This is a genomic window from Rhizomicrobium electricum (assembly GCF_011762045.1).
GTDB lineage: Bacteria > Pseudomonadota > Alphaproteobacteria > Micropepsales > Micropepsaceae > Rhizomicrobium > Rhizomicrobium electricum.
On sequence record NZ_JAASQS010000006.1, the window covers coordinates 33875 to 50762 of the forward strand.

The 16888-nt window shown below is 64.3% G+C and carries 22 protein-coding genes; 12 read left to right on the forward strand and 10 right to left on the reverse strand.

What is annotated here, in order from left to right; genetic code table 11:
• Positions 1-26: 26 nt before the first annotated feature.
• The 7 genes from FHS84_RS12610 to FHS84_RS12640 all read right to left on the reverse strand — a co-directional run bounded on the left by FHS84_RS12610 (position 27) and on the right by FHS84_RS12640 (position 3838).
• Complete coding sequence (locus tag FHS84_RS12610; RefSeq protein WP_166934784.1) at positions 27-857, reverse strand: lysophospholipid acyltransferase family protein; 831 nt, start codon at positions 855-857, stop codon at positions 27-29.
• A 2-nt stretch (positions 858-859) separates the two neighbouring features.
• Positions 860-1270, reverse strand: a complete 411-nt coding sequence (locus FHS84_RS12615; RefSeq protein ID WP_166934786.1) for a Fur family transcriptional regulator — start codon at positions 1268-1270, stop codon at positions 860-862.
• Between the two features lie 53 nt (positions 1271-1323).
• Positions 1324-1776 carry a GNAT family N-acetyltransferase gene (locus FHS84_RS12620; RefSeq protein ID WP_166934788.1) on the reverse strand — a complete coding sequence of 151 codons (453 nt, stop codon included), beginning with the start codon at positions 1774-1776 and terminating at the stop codon, positions 1324-1326.
• Positions 1773-2411, reverse strand: coding sequence for a tRNA (adenosine(37)-N6)-threonylcarbamoyltransferase complex dimerization subunit type 1 TsaB (gene tsaB, locus FHS84_RS12625; RefSeq protein WP_208393845.1), 639 nt, complete (start codon positions 2409-2411; stop codon positions 1773-1775). The genes FHS84_RS12620 and tsaB overlap by 4 nt, the downstream gene beginning before the upstream one ends.
• The gene (locus tag FHS84_RS12630) at positions 2404-2976 is read right to left on the reverse strand and encodes a malonic semialdehyde reductase (protein WP_166934790.1); all 573 of its coding nucleotides are present in this window, start codon (positions 2974-2976) and stop codon (positions 2404-2406) included. The genes tsaB and FHS84_RS12630 overlap by 8 nt, the downstream gene beginning before the upstream one ends.
• A 32-nt stretch (positions 2977-3008) precedes the next feature.
• Entirely contained in the window at positions 3009-3563 is a 555-nt protein-coding gene (locus FHS84_RS12635) for a NifU family protein (RefSeq protein WP_166934792.1), read from the reverse strand.
• A gap of 68 nt (positions 3564-3631) precedes the next feature.
• Positions 3632-3838 (reverse strand): DUF1674 domain-containing protein, encoded by a 207-nt coding sequence (locus FHS84_RS12640; protein ID WP_166934794.1) that lies wholly within the window; start codon positions 3836-3838, stop codon positions 3632-3634.
• Between the two features lie 72 nt (positions 3839-3910).
• On the opposite strand from FHS84_RS12640, the gene htpX reads away from it, so the two are divergent.
• Together htpX and FHS84_RS12650 are read left to right on the forward strand one after the other, a co-directional pair.
• Positions 3911-4828, forward strand: a complete 918-nt coding sequence (gene htpX, locus FHS84_RS12645) for a zinc metalloprotease HtpX (RefSeq protein WP_166934796.1) — start codon at positions 3911-3913, stop codon at positions 4826-4828.
• Entirely contained in the window at positions 4819-6099 is a 1281-nt protein-coding gene (locus FHS84_RS12650) for an RsmB/NOP family class I SAM-dependent RNA methyltransferase (RefSeq protein WP_166934798.1), read from the forward strand. Before htpX ends, FHS84_RS12650 begins: the two co-directional genes overlap by 10 nt.
• 21 nt (positions 6100-6120) lie before the next feature.
• Here the strand turns inward: FHS84_RS12650 and FHS84_RS12655 are convergent, their stop codons facing one another.
• Positions 6121-8139, reverse strand: a complete 2019-nt coding sequence (locus tag FHS84_RS12655) for a coiled-coil domain-containing protein (protein ID WP_166934800.1) — start codon at positions 8137-8139, stop codon at positions 6121-6123.
• A 105-nt stretch (positions 8140-8244) separates the two neighbouring features.
• Here FHS84_RS12655 and FHS84_RS12660 point away from each other — a divergent pair, with 105 nt between their 5' ends.
• Positions 8245-8952 (forward strand): NnrU family protein, encoded by a 708-nt coding sequence (locus tag FHS84_RS12660; RefSeq protein WP_166934802.1) that lies wholly within the window; start codon positions 8245-8247, stop codon positions 8950-8952.
• 43 nt (positions 8953-8995) lie between these two features.
• A complete protein-coding gene (locus FHS84_RS12665; protein ID WP_166934804.1) occupies positions 8996-9337 on the forward strand; it encodes an Hpt domain-containing protein in 342 nt (113 codons plus the stop codon).
• On the opposite strand, the gene FHS84_RS12670 is transcribed toward FHS84_RS12665, so the two are convergent.
• Positions 9322-9657 (reverse strand): chorismate mutase, encoded by a 336-nt coding sequence (locus tag FHS84_RS12670; RefSeq protein ID WP_166934807.1) that lies wholly within the window; start codon positions 9655-9657, stop codon positions 9322-9324. The genes FHS84_RS12665 and FHS84_RS12670 overlap by 16 nt on opposite strands.
• A 135-nt stretch (positions 9658-9792) precedes the next feature.
• Here FHS84_RS12670 and FHS84_RS12675 point away from each other — a divergent pair, with 135 nt between their 5' ends.
• From FHS84_RS12675 to FHS84_RS12690, 4 genes are all read left to right on the forward strand, one after another.
• Positions 9793-10824 carry an NAD(P)/FAD-dependent oxidoreductase gene (locus FHS84_RS12675; RefSeq protein ID WP_166934809.1) on the forward strand — a complete coding sequence of 344 codons (1032 nt, stop codon included), beginning with the start codon at positions 9793-9795 and terminating at the stop codon, positions 10822-10824.
• A gap of 68 nt (positions 10825-10892) precedes the next feature.
• Positions 10893-11201, forward strand: coding sequence for a 2Fe-2S iron-sulfur cluster-binding protein (locus tag FHS84_RS12680; protein ID WP_166934811.1), 309 nt, complete (start codon positions 10893-10895; stop codon positions 11199-11201).
• 99 nt (positions 11202-11300) lie between these two features.
• Positions 11301-11528, forward strand: coding sequence for an AbrB/MazE/SpoVT family DNA-binding domain-containing protein (locus tag FHS84_RS12685; RefSeq protein ID WP_166934813.1), 228 nt, complete (start codon positions 11301-11303; stop codon positions 11526-11528).
• Positions 11525-11914: a type II toxin-antitoxin system death-on-curing family toxin gene (locus FHS84_RS12690; RefSeq protein ID WP_166934816.1), complete on the forward strand. Its 390-nt coding sequence runs from the start codon at positions 11525-11527 to the stop codon at positions 11912-11914. Before FHS84_RS12685 ends, FHS84_RS12690 begins: the two co-directional genes overlap by 4 nt.
• A 15-nt stretch (positions 11915-11929) precedes the next feature.
• Here FHS84_RS12690 and FHS84_RS12695 read toward each other — a convergent pair whose 3' ends face one another.
• Positions 11930-13042 (reverse strand): hypothetical protein, encoded by a 1113-nt coding sequence (locus FHS84_RS12695; protein ID WP_166934818.1) that lies wholly within the window; start codon positions 13040-13042, stop codon positions 11930-11932.
• Positions 13043-13150: 108 nt separating this feature from the next.
• Between FHS84_RS12695 and FHS84_RS12700 the strand changes: the two genes are divergently transcribed.
• The 4 genes from FHS84_RS12700 to mctP all read left to right on the forward strand — a co-directional run bounded on the left by FHS84_RS12700 (position 13151) and on the right by mctP (position 16880).
• Positions 13151-13558 carry a hypothetical protein gene (locus tag FHS84_RS12700; protein WP_166934820.1) on the forward strand — a complete coding sequence of 136 codons (408 nt, stop codon included), beginning with the start codon at positions 13151-13153 and terminating at the stop codon, positions 13556-13558.
• A complete protein-coding gene (locus FHS84_RS12705; protein ID WP_166934822.1) occupies positions 13555-15072 on the forward strand; it encodes a YifB family Mg chelatase-like AAA ATPase in 1518 nt (505 codons plus the stop codon). The genes FHS84_RS12700 and FHS84_RS12705 overlap by 4 nt, the downstream gene beginning before the upstream one ends.
• Positions 15073-15165: 93 nt before the next feature.
• Positions 15166-15354 (forward strand): DUF3311 domain-containing protein, encoded by a 189-nt coding sequence (locus FHS84_RS12710; RefSeq protein ID WP_208393847.1) that lies wholly within the window; start codon positions 15166-15168, stop codon positions 15352-15354.
• The gene (mctP, locus tag FHS84_RS12715; protein ID WP_166934826.1) at positions 15351-16880 is read left to right on the forward strand and encodes a monocarboxylate uptake permease MctP; all 1530 of its coding nucleotides are present in this window, start codon (positions 15351-15353) and stop codon (positions 16878-16880) included. Before FHS84_RS12710 ends, mctP begins: the two co-directional genes overlap by 4 nt.
• Positions 16881-16888 lie beyond the last annotated feature (8 nt).

The window sequence follows — 16888 nt, forward strand, 5'->3', positions numbered from 1 at the left end:
ATGCCTCGCCGGAAAACAAGGAACGGTCAGGCCGCCGCCGCGGAAGCCGGGGGTTCCTCGCCCCAGTTGCCTTGCAGCGCCCGCATCTGGCCCTCGCGGACCAGCTTTTCCGTCACGCCCGCCAGTTGTTTACGGCCGAAACCGGGGCCGACCTTGAGCGGGGCATGGAATTCCACCACCACATCGAGCGGCCCGGTTTTGAAGGCCTCCCAGACATGGGGCATCAGATCCATATCGCCGTACCAAGCGAAGAACGGCCGGTTCTCCCGGCCGAGGGGAATGCCGTGGAAGCCGACATAGGAAATCGACACCGGCTGCACCGGCACGTATTCGGTGTGGCCTTCGGCATCGACCCCGACCTCGGATTCGACTGCGCCCATCAACGCGCTCTTGAAGGTCTGCACATGGTTGCCGTCGGTCGACGTGCCTTCCGGGAACAGCACCAGGGCATCGCCGGCTTTGAGGCGGTCGCGGATCACCTTGGCCGAATCCGCCGCCGCGGCGCGGCGCGAGCGATCGACGAACACCGAACGCTGCAACTTGGCCATCAGCCCGAACAGCGGCCAGCCCGCCACTTCCGACTTGGCGACGAACGACACCGGCGCGGCCGCCGACATGATGAGAATGTCGAAATAGCCGGTATGGTTGGCGACCATCAGCACGCCGCGGCCTTTGACCGGCTCGCCGATCACATGCAGGCGGATGCCGAACAAGCGGCAGAGGAATTTATGGTAGGCGTGCGGATAGCGTGTCTGCAGCTTCCAGCCGAAGCGGATGGAAATCCATTGTACGGGGGCGCTCAGGACCGTCAGGGCGAAAAACGCCAGGGCCAGTGTGAACGCACGAAGGGTCGGCATGCTTAACGGGGCTTCTTGGGAACGCCGTAAAGCTCTAGCCGGTGATCGACCAATTCGAAACCGAGTTCTTCGGCGATGCGACGCTGAAGGCGTTCGATTTCCTCGTTGCGGAATTCGATGACACTGCCGGATTGCACGTCGATCAGGTGATCGTGATGCGATTCCGGGGTTTCCTCGTAGCGCGAACGGCCGTCCCGGAAGTCGTGGCGTTCGAGAATCCCCGCATCCTCGAACAACTTGACGGTGCGATATACGGTTGCAATCGAGATGTGCGGATCCAACGCCGAGGCGCGCCGGTACAACTCTTCGGCGTCCGGATGATCCGCCGCGTCCGACAGCACGCGCGCGATGACCCGGCGTTGCTCGGTCATCCGCAGCCCCTTATCAACGCAGAGTTTTTCGATCCGCGTCATAGCTTTCCCCTGCTCCCTACCTAGGTGCGACTCTATCCGAGTTGCAGCAAAAATCACACCCGCATCAGTGGAATTGACGCCCTAAGCACTAGGGCATCTTCGCGCATGCCGTGTGGGGCGAGATAATAGTCTTTGCGGCGTCCGACCTCGCCAAAGCCGAGGCCTTTATACAATGCTATCGCGGCATTATTGGCTGCGTTCACTTCCAGAAACAGGACCGCGGCACCGGCTTCGACGGCACGCTCAGAGGCGCTCAGAACCAGCGCTTTTGCGATCCCGCGTCGTCGCGCCGCAGGCTTCACACCCAGGGTCAGAACCTCGGATTCTCCGCCTGCGGCCCGCACCATGATGAAGCCGCCGGCGTCTTCGTCGAGCAGCACGAAGGTGCCGGGCGTCGCCAGCAGCGCGGCGATCGCGGCCGCATCCCAGACTTCCATACTGAAGCATTGGGCGTGAATGGCGGCGAGCGCCGGCGCGTCGGCACTGCTGGCGTCTCGCAATCTCATCGCACGGCCGCCGGCAGTTTGGCATCGGGCGGACGCAGATAGAGCGGGCGCGGCGCGGCCTCGGTATCGGGCGCTATCCCAGCCAATCGCGCCACCCAAACCGCATCGGGTGCCAGGATGTTTGTGACCGTCGCGTGCGGCAAAGCCATCAGCGCGGCGCCGGTGCCGGCGAGCGCCATCGAGGAAAACGCCGCCACGATCGCTTGCGCGTCGGCGACACTCATCACGGCGGCGGCATGGCCGGCGGTGGTTTCGAGATAGACCTCGCCGCGTTTGGCATCGTGCACCGCAGCGGCCACCGCGCATCCGGTTTCCGCCCGTGCCGCCGCCGCCATCGCCGCCAGACTGGTGACGCCGATCAACGGTTTGTCGAGCGCGACGCGCAAACCCCGCATGAACGCAAGCCCGACACGCTGGCCGGTGAACGAGCCGGGGCCGGTGGTGACGGCAAGCCGGTGGAGATCGGCGAAAGCGAGTCCCGCCCCGGCCATCACCGCTTCGACCATCGGCGCCAAAGCTTCGGCATGACCGCGCTGCATGATCTCGCAGCGATGCGCCAGCACGCGCCCGCCTTCGAGCACGGCAGCCGAACAGGCCCCGAAAGTGGTATCGACGGCGAGGATGCGATCAGACAATCCGGCACGCCTCGTCAAAGCTGAGCCGCTCGGCACGGGGATGGAGTTTGGCCGGATCGCCGTAGCCGAGATTGCACAAGAAGTTCGATTTCACCGCGGTTCCGGCGAAGAATTCACGATCGACGCCGGCATTGTCGAAACCCGACATCGGGCCGCAATCGAGCCCGAGGGCGCGGGCCGCAATGATGAAATAGGCGCCTTGCAGCGAGCCGTTGCGGAACGCCGTCACCTGGTTGGCGGCGGCATCGTCGAACGCGCTGGCACGCGGATTGAGCTTCGGCATATGGCGGGCGAAATCGAGATCGTAACCGAGGATGGCGGTGGCCGGGGCGGTCATCGTCTTTTCGACATTGCCCGCCTCGAGATGCGGTTTGAGGCGCTCTTTCGCTTCCGGCGAAACGACGAACACGATCCGCCCCGGATTGGTGTTGCCCGAGGTCGGTCCCCAGCGCATCAGATCGTAGATCGCCATCAGCAACGCCGACGACACCGGCTTGTCGAGCCAATGGCGATGGGTGCGCGCGGCGCGAAAAATCGTATCCAGGGCTTCGTCGTTGATCGCCATGGTGTGTCCCGGCTCGATTGCGAAGCAGGAGTCTAGACCGCTTCGACCGCGCTGACTTCGGGAATGTAGTGCTTGAGCAGATTCTCGATGCCGTTCTTCAGCGTCATGGTCGCCGACGGGCAGCCGGCGCAGGAGCCGCGCATATGCAGGAACACCACGCCGCTGGCCGCGTCGAAGCCGCGATAGATGATGTCGCCGCCGTCCTGAGCCACCGCCGGACGCACCCGCGTCTCGATCAGGTCGCGAATCTGAACCACGACTTCGGAGTCTTCCTCTTCGGCCGCTTCGGTTTCCTCGGCGCCCACCTCGATCAGCGGCAGTTCGCGGGTGAAGTGTTCCATGATCACGGCCAGGATGCCGGGCTTCAGATGTTGCCACTCGCCATCGGTCTTGGTCACCGAAATGAAATCGGCGCCGAAGAACACACGCCCCACTTGCGGCATGTCGAACAAAGCTCGCGCCAGAGGCGAACGGGCGGCCGCGTCGCGGCTGTCGAAGTCGGCAACCCGCCCTTCGCCCATGACCTCACGGCCGGGCAGAAATTTCAAAGTGGCCGGATTCGGAGTGGATTCGGTCTGAATAAACATGGATTGGTTCCAATTCGCTGGGGCGGACATTTGTTACATGGACCCTCGAACCCCTTCTGACAAGGGATTCAGAAGTCCGAGGCAATGCCCTTTTTTTCCCAGTCGCCATAACGGGTTGGCTCAGGGCCTCGGCGTCCGCCCAGCTCCTTGGGCAAGGGCGGTTTGGCATCGGCCGCCTGACGCCGTTCTTCGGCCTCGGCGAGCGCCCGTTTGCCGGCTTCGGCAATACGCGCCTGGATTTCGGCCTCGGACAAGGCACGCTTGGGTTTTGCCATGGTCTTTCCGTCACTTGACTGCGAGGCAAGACACCATACATCACAGGGGCAACCGACTGGGAAGTGACTTTCGTGAACACGCTGCGCACCGGCATCCTGATGGCCGCCCTGACCGGCCTTTTCGTCGGCGTCGGGTTTTTGATCGGCGGCCCCGCCGGCATGATGATCGCCTTCCTGGTCGCGGTCGGTTCCAACGCCTTCGCCTATTGGAATTCCGACAAGGTCGTGCTGCGCATGTATGGCGCCGTCGAAGTCGACGAGCGTAGCGGGCCGCGGCTTTACCGGCTGGTGCAGCAGCTTTCCCGCGCCGCCGGATTGCCGATGCCGCGCGTCTGCATCGTCGAGAACGAGCAGCCCAACGCCTTTGCCACCGGTCGCGATCCCGAACACGCCGCGGTCTGCGCCACCACCGGCCTCTTGAACCGCCTCAATGACGAAGAGCTGGCGGGCGTCCTGGCGCACGAACTCGGCCATGTGAAGAACCGCGATACGCTGACCATGACGATCACCGCAACGATTGCCGGCGCCGTTTCGATGCTGGCGAATTTCGCGCTGTTCTTCGGCGGCGGAAACCGGCGCGAAGGCGGCAATATCGTCGCCGTGCTGTTGATCTCGATCCTGGCGCCGATCGCCGCGATGCTGGTGCAGGCCACCATCAGCCGCACCCGCGAATTCGAAGCCGATAAGGCCGGTGCCGAAATCTCGCGCCATCCGTTGTGGCTCGCCTCGGCGCTGTCGCGCATCGAGCATTCCGCCCAGATCACCCATAATCCCGACGCCGAAGCCCATCCCGCCACGGCGCATATGTTCATCATCAACCCGCTCTCCGGCGGCGGCATCGCCGGCCTGTTCGCCAGCCATCCCCCGACCGAAGAACGCATCGCGCGGCTGCGCAGCATGGCGGGGAATGGGGCAACGGGCGGGGCGCTGATCGATGCGCCGAAAACCACCGGCGTATTCGAAACGCCGCGCAAAGGACCATGGGGTTGAGCGCCGGATTCGAAGCACGGGCTGCAGCCCTTCAGGTTCTCTCCGACGTTCTGAGACGCCGCAAGCCGCTCGATGCGGCATTGGAATCCACCCACGCGCTCGATCCGCGCGACGCCGGATTTGCCCGCGCCATCGCCAGCGAAACCTTGCGGCGGCTGGGACAACTCGAAGATCTCATCCGTCATTTCGTGCCCAAGCCGCCGGCGCGTAACCGGGCCGGACCGGTGCCGGAAATCTTGCTGGCCGGCGCCTGCGAACTCGTCTTTCTCGACGTGCCGCCCCACGCCGCGGTCGACGGCGCCAACTGCCTCGCCAAAGCCGATCAGAAAGCGGTGCACTTCAAGCCGCTGATCAATGCCGTGCTGCGCCGGATTTCGCGCGAAGGCAAAGACGTGATTGCGGCCCAGGATGCCGCCGCGCTGAATGTCCCCGATTGGCTGTTCAGTCGCTGGATCGACGCTTACGGCGAAGAGACCGCGCGGGCGATTGCCGAAGCCCATCACGGCGTGCCGCCGCTCGATCTGGTTGCCAAAGGCCCCGTGACAGTGGAAGGCGCCGCGCCGTTATTCGGATCGGTGTGGCGCTTGAAGGACCCGATGCGGGTCGACACCTTGCCCGGTTTTGCCGAAGGCGATTGGTGGGTGCAGGACGCCGCCGCCACCCTGCCGGCGCATCTGCTCGGCGATGTCAAAGGCGTCCGTGTGATCGATCTCTGCGCCGCACCGGGCGGCAAGACCGCGGAACTCGCGGCCGCCGGCGCGTTGGTGACCGCGGTCGAACGCGAACCGGCCCGCATGGACCAGCTTCGCGCTAATCTCGAACGCTTGCATCTTTCAGCCGAATGCGTGGTCGACGATGCGCGCGAATGGCGGCCGCAAGAACCGGCGCCGTTCGTCTTGCTCGATGCGCCCTGCACCGCCACCGGCACCATCCGCCGTCATCCCGAATTGCCGTGGATCAAGAGTGCCTCCGACGTGACGATGCAAAGCCAGCTCGCCGGCGAACTCCTCGATGCGGCGGCGGAGATGACCGCGCCGGGCGGCACGCTGGTGTTCGCCACCTGCTCGCTCGAACGCGAAGAAGGCTCCGAGCAGATCGAAGCCTTCCTGGCGCGCAATCCCGATTTTTCACGCGCGCCGCTGACCGATGCCGACGTGTTCGGTCATAGCGAATTCGTCGATGCGGCGGGCGATCTCAGAACCCTGCCCTGTCACCTCAAAGACCAAGGCGGCATGGACGGGTTTTATGCGGCAAGACTGAAGCGGGCCTGAGCGGTTCCCCCTCCGTCGCTTTCAGAGCCGCCCCAGCGCATAGGCAATGGTGAGATAGATCTTGCCGGTGTCGGACGACAGGATGGTCGGGGCCAACAGGCCGTTGCCGTCGCCTTCGCGGGCGCGGGCGTGCAGCGCTTCGAACTCCTGCATGAAGACATTGGCGGAATCGCGGAAGCGGGCGTTGTCGCGATAGAGCACCGTGATGCGATGCACGGCATCGTCGTCGAGCGCGGTGGCGAGCTTGCGCGCAAACACGGCGCGGTCGCCGGCCAGATACCGCCGCCATTCGTCGTCGTGCGGCTGGACGTCGGCGGCAATCGCGGTGAGGTCGATCGCCATGTCGTTGAGCGCCGCCTGCAACGCACCGAGCGCCGCAGCCGCAGCCGGACGCAGGTTCCGCTTTTCATCCGTGTTTTCGACCGCCGCCAGCAGCGTCGACATCTGCCATTTGCCCTCGGGCTTCTCGGGCTTTTTGGCGCTGCGCGAGGTCAGCTTGCGGGCGAGGCCCCTGAGGCCTTCGTTGTCGCTCGAGGCGGCGTGTTCGGGATGCTCTTCGCGCGGGGTGATGCGCGGATTGGAGCGGGCGTGGACGGTGGAAATGGTGCGGGCCGACAGATCGAGAATTTCCTCGGTCTCGGCGCGGACCATCTCGCGCACGCGCTGGGCCTCCTGCTGGGCGACGCTCGGCAGGTTGACGATGTGCTTCTGCACTTCTTCCACGGCCCCGGACAGCGCCGTGCGGATCTCGTTGGCCTGGGCCGACAGTTCGCCCGCAGTGCGCAGCAGCCGCTCGCATTCGGCCATGGCTTCGCCCACCAGCGCCTTGGCGTCGGCCTTGGCCTGGCCGGCGGTTTCGCCGATCAGGGTCTGGGCACCGATACCCGCTTCCTGCAACGCTCCGAGCAGATGGGCGATGGTGTTGTTGGCGGCATCGCCGATTTCCTTCAGCCGTTCGGCTTCCTTGGCGAAGCTCTGCGACAGCTGCGCGGTGCGCGTCGCCGTACCGGCCATGGCGAGTTCGAGATTGTGCTCGGCATCGGCGGTGAAGTTCTCGAACTTCTTGGTTTCGGCGGTGAAGGCGGCAATCGACTGTTCGAGCGCGGCGCGCTGCGTGCTCAACGCCTGTTCGAAGGCGGTGGAATCCTCTTTGAGGCGCGACATCAGCTCGTTCATCGCGGTGCGGTGGCGTTCCTGACGGCCGAGTACGAATTCGGCCCGCGCCATGGCGGCATCGGCGACGGATTCGATCCGCTTGGCCTGCTTGTCGAGTTCGACCGCGGCGGCGTGCGGGGCATCGGCGGCAGACCCGGCGGCGGCGCGGAAATTGGCGGCCTGGGTGTCGAGCGTCTGGCCGGCGGTCTTGAGATTGGTCTCCGCCGCTTCGATGGTGGCTTTGAGCTGCGCGGTGCGGCCGGCGACGATCTCGCTGGCGCGGGTGGCGGCATCGCCGAGGGTGGAGGCAACCCCTTCGATGCGCTCGCGTTCCTGGGTCAGACGGGTGGTCAGCGCCTCGCCGCGGACATCGACGCGGGCGCCGGCCTCATCGAGGGCGGCGATCTGAGCTTCGAGCACGCTTTCGAGCGCCCGGAGCCGGGTGAACGCGCCATCGAGACCGGCATTGAGGGCATCGAGTTCGCGGCGGACGGCGCGGCCGAGACGGGCGGCGGTGCGCGAGGCGGTCTCGTCGGCGGTGAACAGCCGGTCGGTCGCCTCGGCCAGAAGCTCGGCGCTGATCGAGAGCTGATAGCCGCGCGACAGCATCCAGGCGATGATGATGAAGAGGCACGGCGGCACCACCGTCACCGACAGGGCGATGGCAAATTCCGGCAAGCCGAAGCTGGCGGCGGAAACCTTCTCGTACCAGCCCCAGAAATAGGCGGCCGCGGTTCCTGCCCAGAATACCGCCAACGTCGCCGCCGCGATCTGGCCCACCATGGCGCCCATGTCGGTTTTGGGCTGCGGCCGGTCGATCTCGGGCGTGTCAGTCGTGTCGGTGGACGGAACTAGGGTCGGCGGAGTAACGGACGGCGTCGCCATGGAACTTCCTCGTGCCGGGGGTTGGGGTAAGTTTAACCATGCGGTCGGCGGCAGCGCGAGAGAATGATTCCGGTTTTCGACGGGATCCTGTGGGTGAGGGGAGCAATGACCAGTTTGATTGCAGCCGCGGCGACATTCCTCGGCATCCATCTGTTGGTGTCGGGTACGGCCTTGCGCGATCTCATCACCGCGCGGATCGGCGAGAAGCTCTATATCCCACTGTTCGCGCTGGCCTCGCTGGTCGCCATCGTCTGGATGTGCATCGCCTATAACCTTGCCAGCAAGAGCGCGGCGAACAGCGTTCTTTTCGCCCCGCCGACCGGGCTCAAAGCGCTCGGCGTGGTGGTAATCGCGGCCGCATTCGCGCTGGCGGTACCGGGAGTGCTGCGCGGCAACCCGACCTCGGCAGGCCAGGAGACAGCCCGGATCGACGGCATCCTGCGGATCACGCGGCACCCATTCCTGATGGGCGCGGCCTTGTGGGCGGCGTTTCATCTCGTCGCGACGGGTACGCTGGCAACGACGATCTTCTTTGCTACCTTCCTGATCCTGGCGGTGTTCGGCACCCATGTCATCGACCGCAAAGCGGAGCGTCGGCGCCCCGCCGAATGGCCTGCGATTGCCGCCCAAACCTCGGTGATCCCGTTCGCGGCGATTGGCGAAAAGCGCAACCGCTTCCTGGCGCCGGAGGTAATCGACTGGCGGTTCACCGTGGCGGCCGTGGTGTTCGGGGCCTTCCTCTATTTCCACCAAACGCTGTTCAGCGCGGCACCGTTTCCGGCCGAATGGCTGGCGTTTTTAACCGCACATTGACGCAAAGGCGGCATGCTCAAGCCCTATACCCGAGGGATGCGCGATGAAGCCTGCCGTCGATCTTCAGCATTTGTGCCGCTACACCGGCGGCGATGAAGCGCTCAATGCGGAAGTCCTGGAGCTGTTCGACTCTCAGATCAGCGAAATGGTCGGCAAGCTACGGTCGATCCTCGACGCCCAGGACGCCAAGAGCTGGAAGGAAGTCACCCATACCCTGAAGGGCGCCGCCCGCGGCGTGGGCGCCTTCCACTTCGCCGATGCCGCCGCTGCCGCCGAGCCGATCGATCCGGTGCGCGACCGCGGCAACGCCTCGATCGCCATCCGCACCCTGGTCACCTGCTCGGCCGACGTGCAGAGCTTTATCCGCGGCTATCTCAAGCGCTGAACGGCCTGAATTTCGTCGAACCGCTCCATCTCGAGGGCGATCGAGTGCTCCATCAGCGTGCGCCAGACGGCGCGTGCAATGTGGACGCTGAGCCCCGCCTCTTGTGCCGCTGCCGTGATCTTGGCGAGGACGTCAGCGATACGCGCCTCGTCACGGATTTCGCTCCGTCGGCCTTTGATTTCCGCCGCCCGTTCGATATAGCCCTGGCGCTCGGACAGCAGCGCCACCAGCGAGCGGTCCAGCCGGTCGATTTCCGCCCGCAGGTCGGTCATATCAAGGCATTGATCTGGCGATTTATTTTTCTGGTCCTGGGCAGCCATGGGCCGCTGATCCTAAAGTTCTCGGCATCCTGTATAAGACATCTGGACCGCCGACGATGTTATTGCAAATTGGACTTTTTACAATTATAGACTGGTTGACGCTTAGGGAATAACCGGGGACGGCAGTAAATACACATGTCTACGCCTATCGAAACCGATGTCGTGATTATCGGAGCGGGCCCCGCCGGCCTGTTCGCCGTGTTCGAACTGGGTCTGCTCGACCTCAAGGCCCATCTGATCGACATTCTCGACCGCCCCGGCGGCCAGTGCACCGAGCTCTATCCGGAAAAGCCGATCTACGACATTCCCGGTCTGCCCGTCGTCACCGGCCAGGAGCTGGTCGACCGCCTGATGGAGCAGATCAAGCCGTTCGGCGCCACCTTCCACCATGGCCAGATAGCGGCCGGTCTCACCAAGCTGCCCGACGGCCGCTGGAAGCTGACCACGGACACCGGCACGGAATTCCTGGCGCCGGTGATCGTGATCGCCGCGGGCGCCGGCTCGTTCGTGCCCAAGCGCCCGCCGATTGCGGGCATCGAAGCCTATGAAGGCACCTCGGTCCATTATGCCGTGCGCAAGATGGAGCACTTCCGCGACAAGCATGTGCTCATTGCCGGCGGCGGCGACAGCGCCCTCGACTGGACGCTGAATCTGGCTCCCATCGCCAAGAGCCTGACCCTCGTTCATCACCGCGACGGCTTCCGTGCCCAGGCGCACAGCGTCAATCAGATGCGCGAGCTGGTGGCGGCCGGAAAAGTCAATTTCCACGTCGCATCGGTGAAGGCACTGCACGGCGACGGCGGCAAGCTGATGGCCGCAACCCTGCAAAGCCACGACAAGAAGGAATGGCAGATCGATACCGACGCCTTCCTGCCGTTCTTCGGGCTGACCATCAAACTCGGCCCCATCGCCGAATTCGGCATCGGCCTGCACGAGAACCTGATCCCGGTCGACACCGCCAAGTTCGAAAGCGAACAGCCGGGCATCTTCGGCATCGGCGACATCATCACCTATCCGGGCAAGCTGAAACTGATCCTGTCCAGCTTCCACGAAGCGGCGTTGATGGCGCAGGCCGCCTTCCATATCTGCCGTCCGGGCGAGAAGCTGCGGTTCCAGTACACGACCTCGTCGTCGAACCTGCAGAAGAAGCTCCACGTCCACGACTGATAATTTTTGACGGAACAAAGCGGCGCGTTCGGCTATAAGCACACGCGCCGCCAAGGGACTTGTTACGCATGAAAATCTACGCGACCGACCGCGAAGGCAAATTGCACGAGATCGAAGGCCGTGAAGGCTGGACGATCATGGAAATGCTGCGCGATGCCGGTTTGCCGGTGGCGGCCGAATGCGGCGGCGCCTGCGCCTGCGCGACCTGCCAAGTCTATGTCGAGGACGGCTGGTACGAAAAAATGAACCCGCCGGCCGATATGGAAACCGACATGCTGGATATGGCGCTGGGGGTGCAGCCCAATTCGCGCCTCTCCTGCCAGCTCGTCTGCTCCGAGGAACTGGACGGCATCAAGGTCACGCTGGCGCCGGAATAAGGCGTTATTCCAGTCTCTTAGCAGAATCGCCCACCGCCTTTCTTGATATGTTCGAATGTTTGTTATAACTTCGCCGTTATAACAAACGTGGGAACGGTCATGAACGTCAAACTGAAGCTGACTTCGATCGGCAATTCCGTGGGTGCCGTGTTCCCGCGCGAGCTGCTGGCTCGCCTCAAGGCAGACAAAGGCGACACGCTGTTCGTGACCGAAGGGCCGAACGGCATTTGCCTCACGCCTTACGATCCCGAGTTGGAAAAGCAGATCGAGACGGGACGCGAAGTCATGCGCGAATACCGCGACGCGCTCCGCGCTCTGGCCAAATGAGCGAGCCGGTCTGGGTTCGGCCCGATGTCTTGAAACTGCTGCACGGCGAGAGCATCGCCGAACACGGTGGCGCCGACGGTCTCAGGGATGAAGGATTGTTCGAATCCGCCCTGGCGCGGCCGCGCAATCTCTTCTCATACGAAGGCGTCGAGGACCCGGCGCGACTGGCCGCCGCGTATGCGTTCGGTCTGGCCAAGAACCACGCCTTCGTCGATGGCAACAAGCGGATTGCTTTTATTGCCTGCGCCCTGTTCCTGCGTTTGAACGGGTTGCGTCTGGTTGCCGACCAAAGCGAGGCGGTGCTGACTTTTCTTACTCTCGCGGCCGGCGATCTCGACGAAACCGCTCTCGCCGATTGGATCCGGCAGCACGCCAAGGCGGTCTGACGTATTCCTTCGGGCCTATTTCTTCGGGCCCTGGTAAATCGTGATCGCCTTGGTCTTGACGTTGACCACCGCCAGCGGTTTGGCGCGGCCATCGAAGAAATCCCGGATCAAGCGGCCCAAATCTTCGGGCTTGGGCCGTCCCGACCAGGCGCCGAACACCAGAACGTCGTCGCCATTTCTGAGGGTGACGATGAAATGGGTGGTGCCGTCGTTCTTGATCTCATCGAAGATCCGGCCGGTGCCGCCGGCCCCGGCCTCGAGCATCGGAGACGTATCGTAGGTCGTCACCGACACCCGATCGAAGCCTTGCGTTTTTCCATCGGCCGTCACCGCGTGCCACAACAGGAGCGGAATCGCGAAGCCTTCCACGGGAGTTTCGGCGCACCAGACGCCGGGCTTCTCGGACTTGGGCAGATCTTTTTTGTCCGCATCCGGCAGGGCGTCCGCCATAATGGTGGCCCCCGCCGCTACGCCGATCATCGTGATGTCGGCGTCTTCCGTGAGAGGCTTGCCCGTCCGTTCCGGCACCGCCGACTTCGCGCACAATGCCAGATGGGCGCCGGCATCGGCTTTGGCGCGGCGGGTGAGTTCGGCCATCTCGTCGAAAATTTCCTGCTGCGCCTCCGGCTTGTAGGTAGCGCGGAATTCGAACATCCAGCCGGAGAAATCCGCCATCCAGATGCCGGACCACAAGGCGCCGTTCTTCTCCGTATAGATCAAATGGAGGAAATCCCTGGCACCCTCGAACGTCTTCTGATCGGCCTCGGGGAGCGGTTTGGCATCGGGTGCGCTCTGCACCAACTGCTGCTTGGCATCGGCAAAGGCCGCATCGAGGCTCATCGCGCCGAGGCGGGTGAGATAGAGCGTGATGACGCCGCCGCGACCGTTATAGCCGCACGACACATCGAAGCCGTGACGGTCGTAGACCTGCAGATGGACCTGCCGGAAACCCGCGACCTCGGGGGCGCAGACCAATGTCGACTGCAGATGCGTCGCGGTCCCGTCGGGAGCGACCTGCCAAACGCTTTGCGGCACCTTCTCCGTTTCTTTCGGCGGGTTCGGCGCCACGTCGGCGTGCGCGGCCGCCAGACAGAATACGCCCGCCAGAATCCTTGCGAATCTTGCCATCGCATCCCCCCTGCCCCGATGGCGAGAGCCTAGCAGGGAATCCGCCCGTCTCCCACCCGCGGGGCGAGCCTCGTGCATGGCAGAACGAAGCGCGATAAGGTGAACGCAATGCGAGGGGGTAACATGGTGCTGGCTGCGATCTTGATTGCCGGCAGCTTGGCGGTCGCAACCGACTGGCTGTTCCTGGGCGTGCTGTTCCGCGAAGCCCGCGGCAATTATCCGGAAGTGTGGTGGCCGGCGATCCGCGACCGCGAAACCGTCCCGGCCAAGATCTGGACCGTGCTGCTCGGCTTCGTCGCCACCGCGGGCGTGGTGCTGCTGTGCAGCTTCGTCAAAGCCACCGGCGTGTTCGACTGTCTCGCGCTCGCGTTGCTGGTCTTCGTCGCCCCGGCGGCCTTCCTGCTGACGGCGTTCCAATTCATCAAAATGGATTTGTGGGTGATGGCGGCGGCGGGCTTTGCCTGGCTGGCGCGCCTTCTCATCGCCGGTCTGATCGCGGGGCTCATGGTGTCGTGACCGTCGCGCACATCTACACCGTCGCCTTCCAGGGCATCGAGGCGCGCGAAGTCGATGTGCAGGTGCATGTGTCCGAGTCCGGCGGCGGCGGCATTTTCAATATCGTCGGCCTGGCCGACAAAGCGGTGGCGGAATCCAAGGAACGGGTGCGGGTCGCGCTGTCGGCGGTAGGACTGTCGCTGCCCTATAGCCGCATCACCGTCAATCTGGCACCGGCCGATCTGCCCAAGGAAGGCAGCCATTACGATCTGCCGATCGCGCTCGGTCTGTTGGCGGCGATGGGTGTGCTGCCCGCCAGCGAAATGGAACACTATGTGGCGCTCGGCGAGCTGTCGCTCGATGCGCAATTCATTCCTGTTGCAGGCGTGTTGCCGGCGGCGCTGGCAGCGAGCGAACAGCAACGCGGCCTCATTTGTCCGGCGGCATGCGGAGCGGAAGCCGCCTGGGCCGGCGATATCGACATCATCGCGGCGCCGTCCTTGATCGCGCTCGTCAATCACGTTCGCGGGGTGCAGGTGTTGAACCGGCCGACCGCGAAGCTGGCCGAAGAGGGCGGCATCATTCCCGACCTCAAGGATGTGAAGGGCCAGGAGACCGCCAAGCGCGCGCTCGAGATCGCGGCGGCGGGCGGCCACAACATGTTGATGATCGGACCGCCCGGTTCCGGCAAATCGATGCTGGCCCAGCGCCTGCCCGGCCTGTTGCCGCCGCTTGATGCCCGTGAGGCCCTCGAAATCTCGATGGTGCAATCGCTCGCGGGCGAGCTTCCCGGCGGCACGATTTCGCGGCGGCGCCCGTTCCGCTCGCCGCATCATTCGGCGTCGATGGCGGCTCTGGTCGGCGGCGGGCTGAAGGTCAAACCGGGCGAAGTTTCGCTGGCGCATTTGGGCGTGCTGTTTCTGGACGAGCTGCCGGAGTTCCAACGCGCGGTGCTCGACAGTCTGCGCCAACCGATCGAGACCGGTGAAGCCATCGTGGCGCGGGCCAATGCCCATGTGCGCTTTCCGGCACGCTTCCAACTGGTGGCGGCGATGAATCCCTGCCGCTGCGGCTATTTGAGCGATCCGGCACAAGCCTGCGCCCGCGCCCCCAAATGCGCCCAGGAATACCAGTCGCGGATTTCGGGACCGCTGTTCGACCGCATCGACATCCATGTCGAAGTGCCGAGCGTATCGGCGAGCGATCTCACCTTGCCGCCGCCGGCTGAAGGGTCGGCCGAGGTTTCCGCCCGCATCGCTGCCGCGCGCGAGGTCCAGCGGAGGCGCTATGAAGCAAACGGTTTGCGGGTGAATGCCGAAGCCGAAGGCCAGTTACTCGATCGCGTCGCTACGCCGGAGCCGGCGGGGGCCGAGCTTCTGACCAAGGCGGCCGACGCAATGAAGCTGACCGCGCGCGGCTATCACCGGGTGCTGCGCGTCGCCCGCACCATTGCCGATCTTGGCGCCAGCGAAGGCGTCAAGCGCGTCCACATCGCCGAAGCCCTCAGCTTCCGGCGGCTGACGCATCTGCATTAGGTAATTCTGCCTTAGCGGCACCATCGCGCTCGCTTGGCGAGATGATAGCAATGGCCTAATCATTCCGCGTGCCGATCATTGGGGGATATGCGCATGCGCCGTCGTTGGTACTACGTCCTATTGTTGCCGCCCCTGCTTCTCTTGTGGGTGCCGCATTACAATCGCATCGAGCCCGCGCTGGCTGGCATTCCCTTCTTCTACTGGTATCAGATGGCGTGGGTCGTCCTTACCGCCGGACTGACGTTCGTCGTCTACATGCTGGACAAACGGCGGGCACGATGAAAGCCGATCCGGTGGCGGTGACCATCTTCGTCACCCTGTTCGCGCTCGTCACGGTGCTGGGCTTCGTGGCGGCAGGCTGGCGGCGCGGCGATCTCACCCAATTGCACGAATGGGGTCTCGGCGGACGGCGGTTCGGCACCGTCATTAGCTGGTTCCTGCTCGGCGGCGATCTCTATACCGCCTACACCTTCATCGCCGTTCCGGCGCTGTTGTTCGGGGCGGGAGCGACCGGCTTCTTCGCCATGCCCTACACCGTGCTGGTGTGGCCGCTCCTGTTCGCGGTGTTTCCGCGGTTGTGGTCGGTGTGCCATCGCAACGGCTATGTCACCGCCGCCGATTTCGTGCGTGCCCGCTTCGGCAGCCGCACCCTGGCGCTCGCGGTCGCCCTCACCGGCATTATCGCCACCATGCCTTATATCGCGCTGCAGCTGGTCGGTATCGAAGTGGTGATCGCGGCGCTCGGCCTCAATGTCTCGGCCCATATCGGCGGCTTCGTCGTCGATCTTCCGCTGTTGATCGCGTTTGCGATCCTGGCCGCCTACACCTATTCGAGCGGCCTCAGAGCCCCGGCGATGATCGCCATCGTCAAGGACATCCTTATTTACGGAACGGTGCTGGCGGTGATCATCGTGGTTCCGGCCCAACTCGGCGGCTACGGTGCCATTTTCGCGGCAGCGAAATCGGCGACGATCCTGCCGAAGCCACCGGCGGGAAGTTTCGGCGCCTATTCCGGGTACGCAACCCTGGCGCTCGGATCGGCGCTGGCGCTGCTTCTTTATCCGCATTCGGTGACCGGCGTGCTGTCGGCCTCGGGACCGCAAGTGATCAAGCGCAACGCCGTCGCAATGCCGGTCTACTCGCTGGCGCTCGGCCTCATCGCGCTGATGGGATTGATGGCGCTTGCCGCCGGTGTGAAGTCCATGCCGCAATACGCCTCCGGCTTTGCCGCGTTCGGGCCGAATTTCGCGGTGCCGGCGCTGATCCTCCACAGCTTTCCGTCCTGGATGGTAGGGGGGGCGTTCGCCGCCATCGGCATCGGCGCGCTGGTACCTGCCGCGATCATGTCGATCGCTTCCGCCAATCTCTTCACCCGCAACATCTGGCGCGAATACGTCCGTCCCGGCATGAGCGCGGCGGAAGAAAGCCACACCGCCAAGATCGCGTCCTTGGTGGTGAAAGCAGGTGGGCTGATTTTCATCATTCTGTTGCCGCAGACCTACGCCATCACCCTGCAGCTTCTCGGCGGCGTCTGGATCAGCCAGACTTTGCCGTCAGTGATGCTGGGACTTTATGCGCGTTTCTTGAGGCCCTCGGCGCTGCTGGCCGGATGGGCGGCGGGAATCGCGACCGGCACCGTCATGGTGGCGCAATCGGGATTCAAATCGGCACTCGTCACGCTCGATCTGTTCGGCACCGCGGCACCTTGTTACGCCGCGGTGGCGGCGCTGGCCGTCAATCTGGCGATTGCGGTCGGCGTGAGTGTCGTACTGAACATCGCCGCTCCGGCGCGCGAGGCGGCCGACTGAAGCGAGCC

Excerpts from the sequence above, each read along its gene's own strand:
- mctP (WP_166934826.1), top strand. The coding sequence starts at position 15,351 with ATGAAAGCCGATCCGGTGGCGGTGACCATCTTCGTCACCCTGTTCGCG.
- FHS84_RS12630 (WP_166934790.1), bottom strand. The coding sequence starts at position 2,976 with ATGGCGATCAACGACGAAGCCCTGGATACGATTTTTCGCGCCGCGCGC.
- FHS84_RS12710 (WP_208393847.1), top strand. The coding sequence starts at position 15,166 with ATGCGCCGTCGTTGGTACTACGTCCTATTGTTGCCGCCCCTGCTTCTC.
- FHS84_RS12655 (WP_166934800.1), bottom strand. The coding sequence starts at position 8,139 with ATGGCGACGCCGTCCGTTACTCCGCCGACCCTAGTTCCGTCCACCGAC.
- FHS84_RS12615 (WP_166934786.1), bottom strand. The coding sequence starts at position 1,270 with ATGACGCGGATCGAAAAACTCTGCGTTGATAAGGGGCTGCGGATGACC.
- FHS84_RS12680 (WP_166934811.1), top strand. The coding sequence starts at position 10,893 with ATGAAAATCTACGCGACCGACCGCGAAGGCAAATTGCACGAGATCGAA.
- FHS84_RS12665 (WP_166934804.1), top strand. The coding sequence starts at position 8,996 with ATGAAGCCTGCCGTCGATCTTCAGCATTTGTGCCGCTACACCGGCGGC.
- FHS84_RS12635 (WP_166934792.1), bottom strand. The coding sequence starts at position 3,563 with ATGTTTATTCAGACCGAATCCACTCCGAATCCGGCCACTTTGAAATTT.
- FHS84_RS12700 (WP_166934820.1), top strand. The coding sequence starts at position 13,151 with ATGCGAGGGGGTAACATGGTGCTGGCTGCGATCTTGATTGCCGGCAGC.
- FHS84_RS12670 (WP_166934807.1), bottom strand. The coding sequence starts at position 9,657 with ATGGCTGCCCAGGACCAGAAAAATAAATCGCCAGATCAATGCCTTGAT.
- FHS84_RS12690 (WP_166934816.1), top strand. The coding sequence starts at position 11,525 with ATGAGCGAGCCGGTCTGGGTTCGGCCCGATGTCTTGAAACTGCTGCAC.
- FHS84_RS12695 (WP_166934818.1), bottom strand. The coding sequence starts at position 13,042 with ATGGCAAGATTCGCAAGGATTCTGGCGGGCGTATTCTGTCTGGCGGCC.
- FHS84_RS12660 (WP_166934802.1), top strand. The coding sequence starts at position 8,245 with ATGACCAGTTTGATTGCAGCCGCGGCGACATTCCTCGGCATCCATCTG.
- FHS84_RS12620 (WP_166934788.1), bottom strand. The coding sequence starts at position 1,776 with ATGAGATTGCGAGACGCCAGCAGTGCCGACGCGCCGGCGCTCGCCGCC.
- FHS84_RS12675 (WP_166934809.1), top strand. The coding sequence starts at position 9,793 with ATGTCTACGCCTATCGAAACCGATGTCGTGATTATCGGAGCGGGCCCC.
- FHS84_RS12610 (WP_166934784.1), bottom strand. The coding sequence starts at position 857 with ATGCCGACCCTTCGTGCGTTCACACTGGCCCTGGCGTTTTTCGCCCTG.
- FHS84_RS12650 (WP_166934798.1), top strand. The coding sequence starts at position 4,819 with ATGGGGTTGAGCGCCGGATTCGAAGCACGGGCTGCAGCCCTTCAGGTT.
- FHS84_RS12640 (WP_166934794.1), bottom strand. The coding sequence starts at position 3,838 with ATGGCAAAACCCAAGCGTGCCTTGTCCGAGGCCGAAATCCAGGCGCGT.
- FHS84_RS12685 (WP_166934813.1), top strand. The coding sequence starts at position 11,301 with ATGAACGTCAAACTGAAGCTGACTTCGATCGGCAATTCCGTGGGTGCC.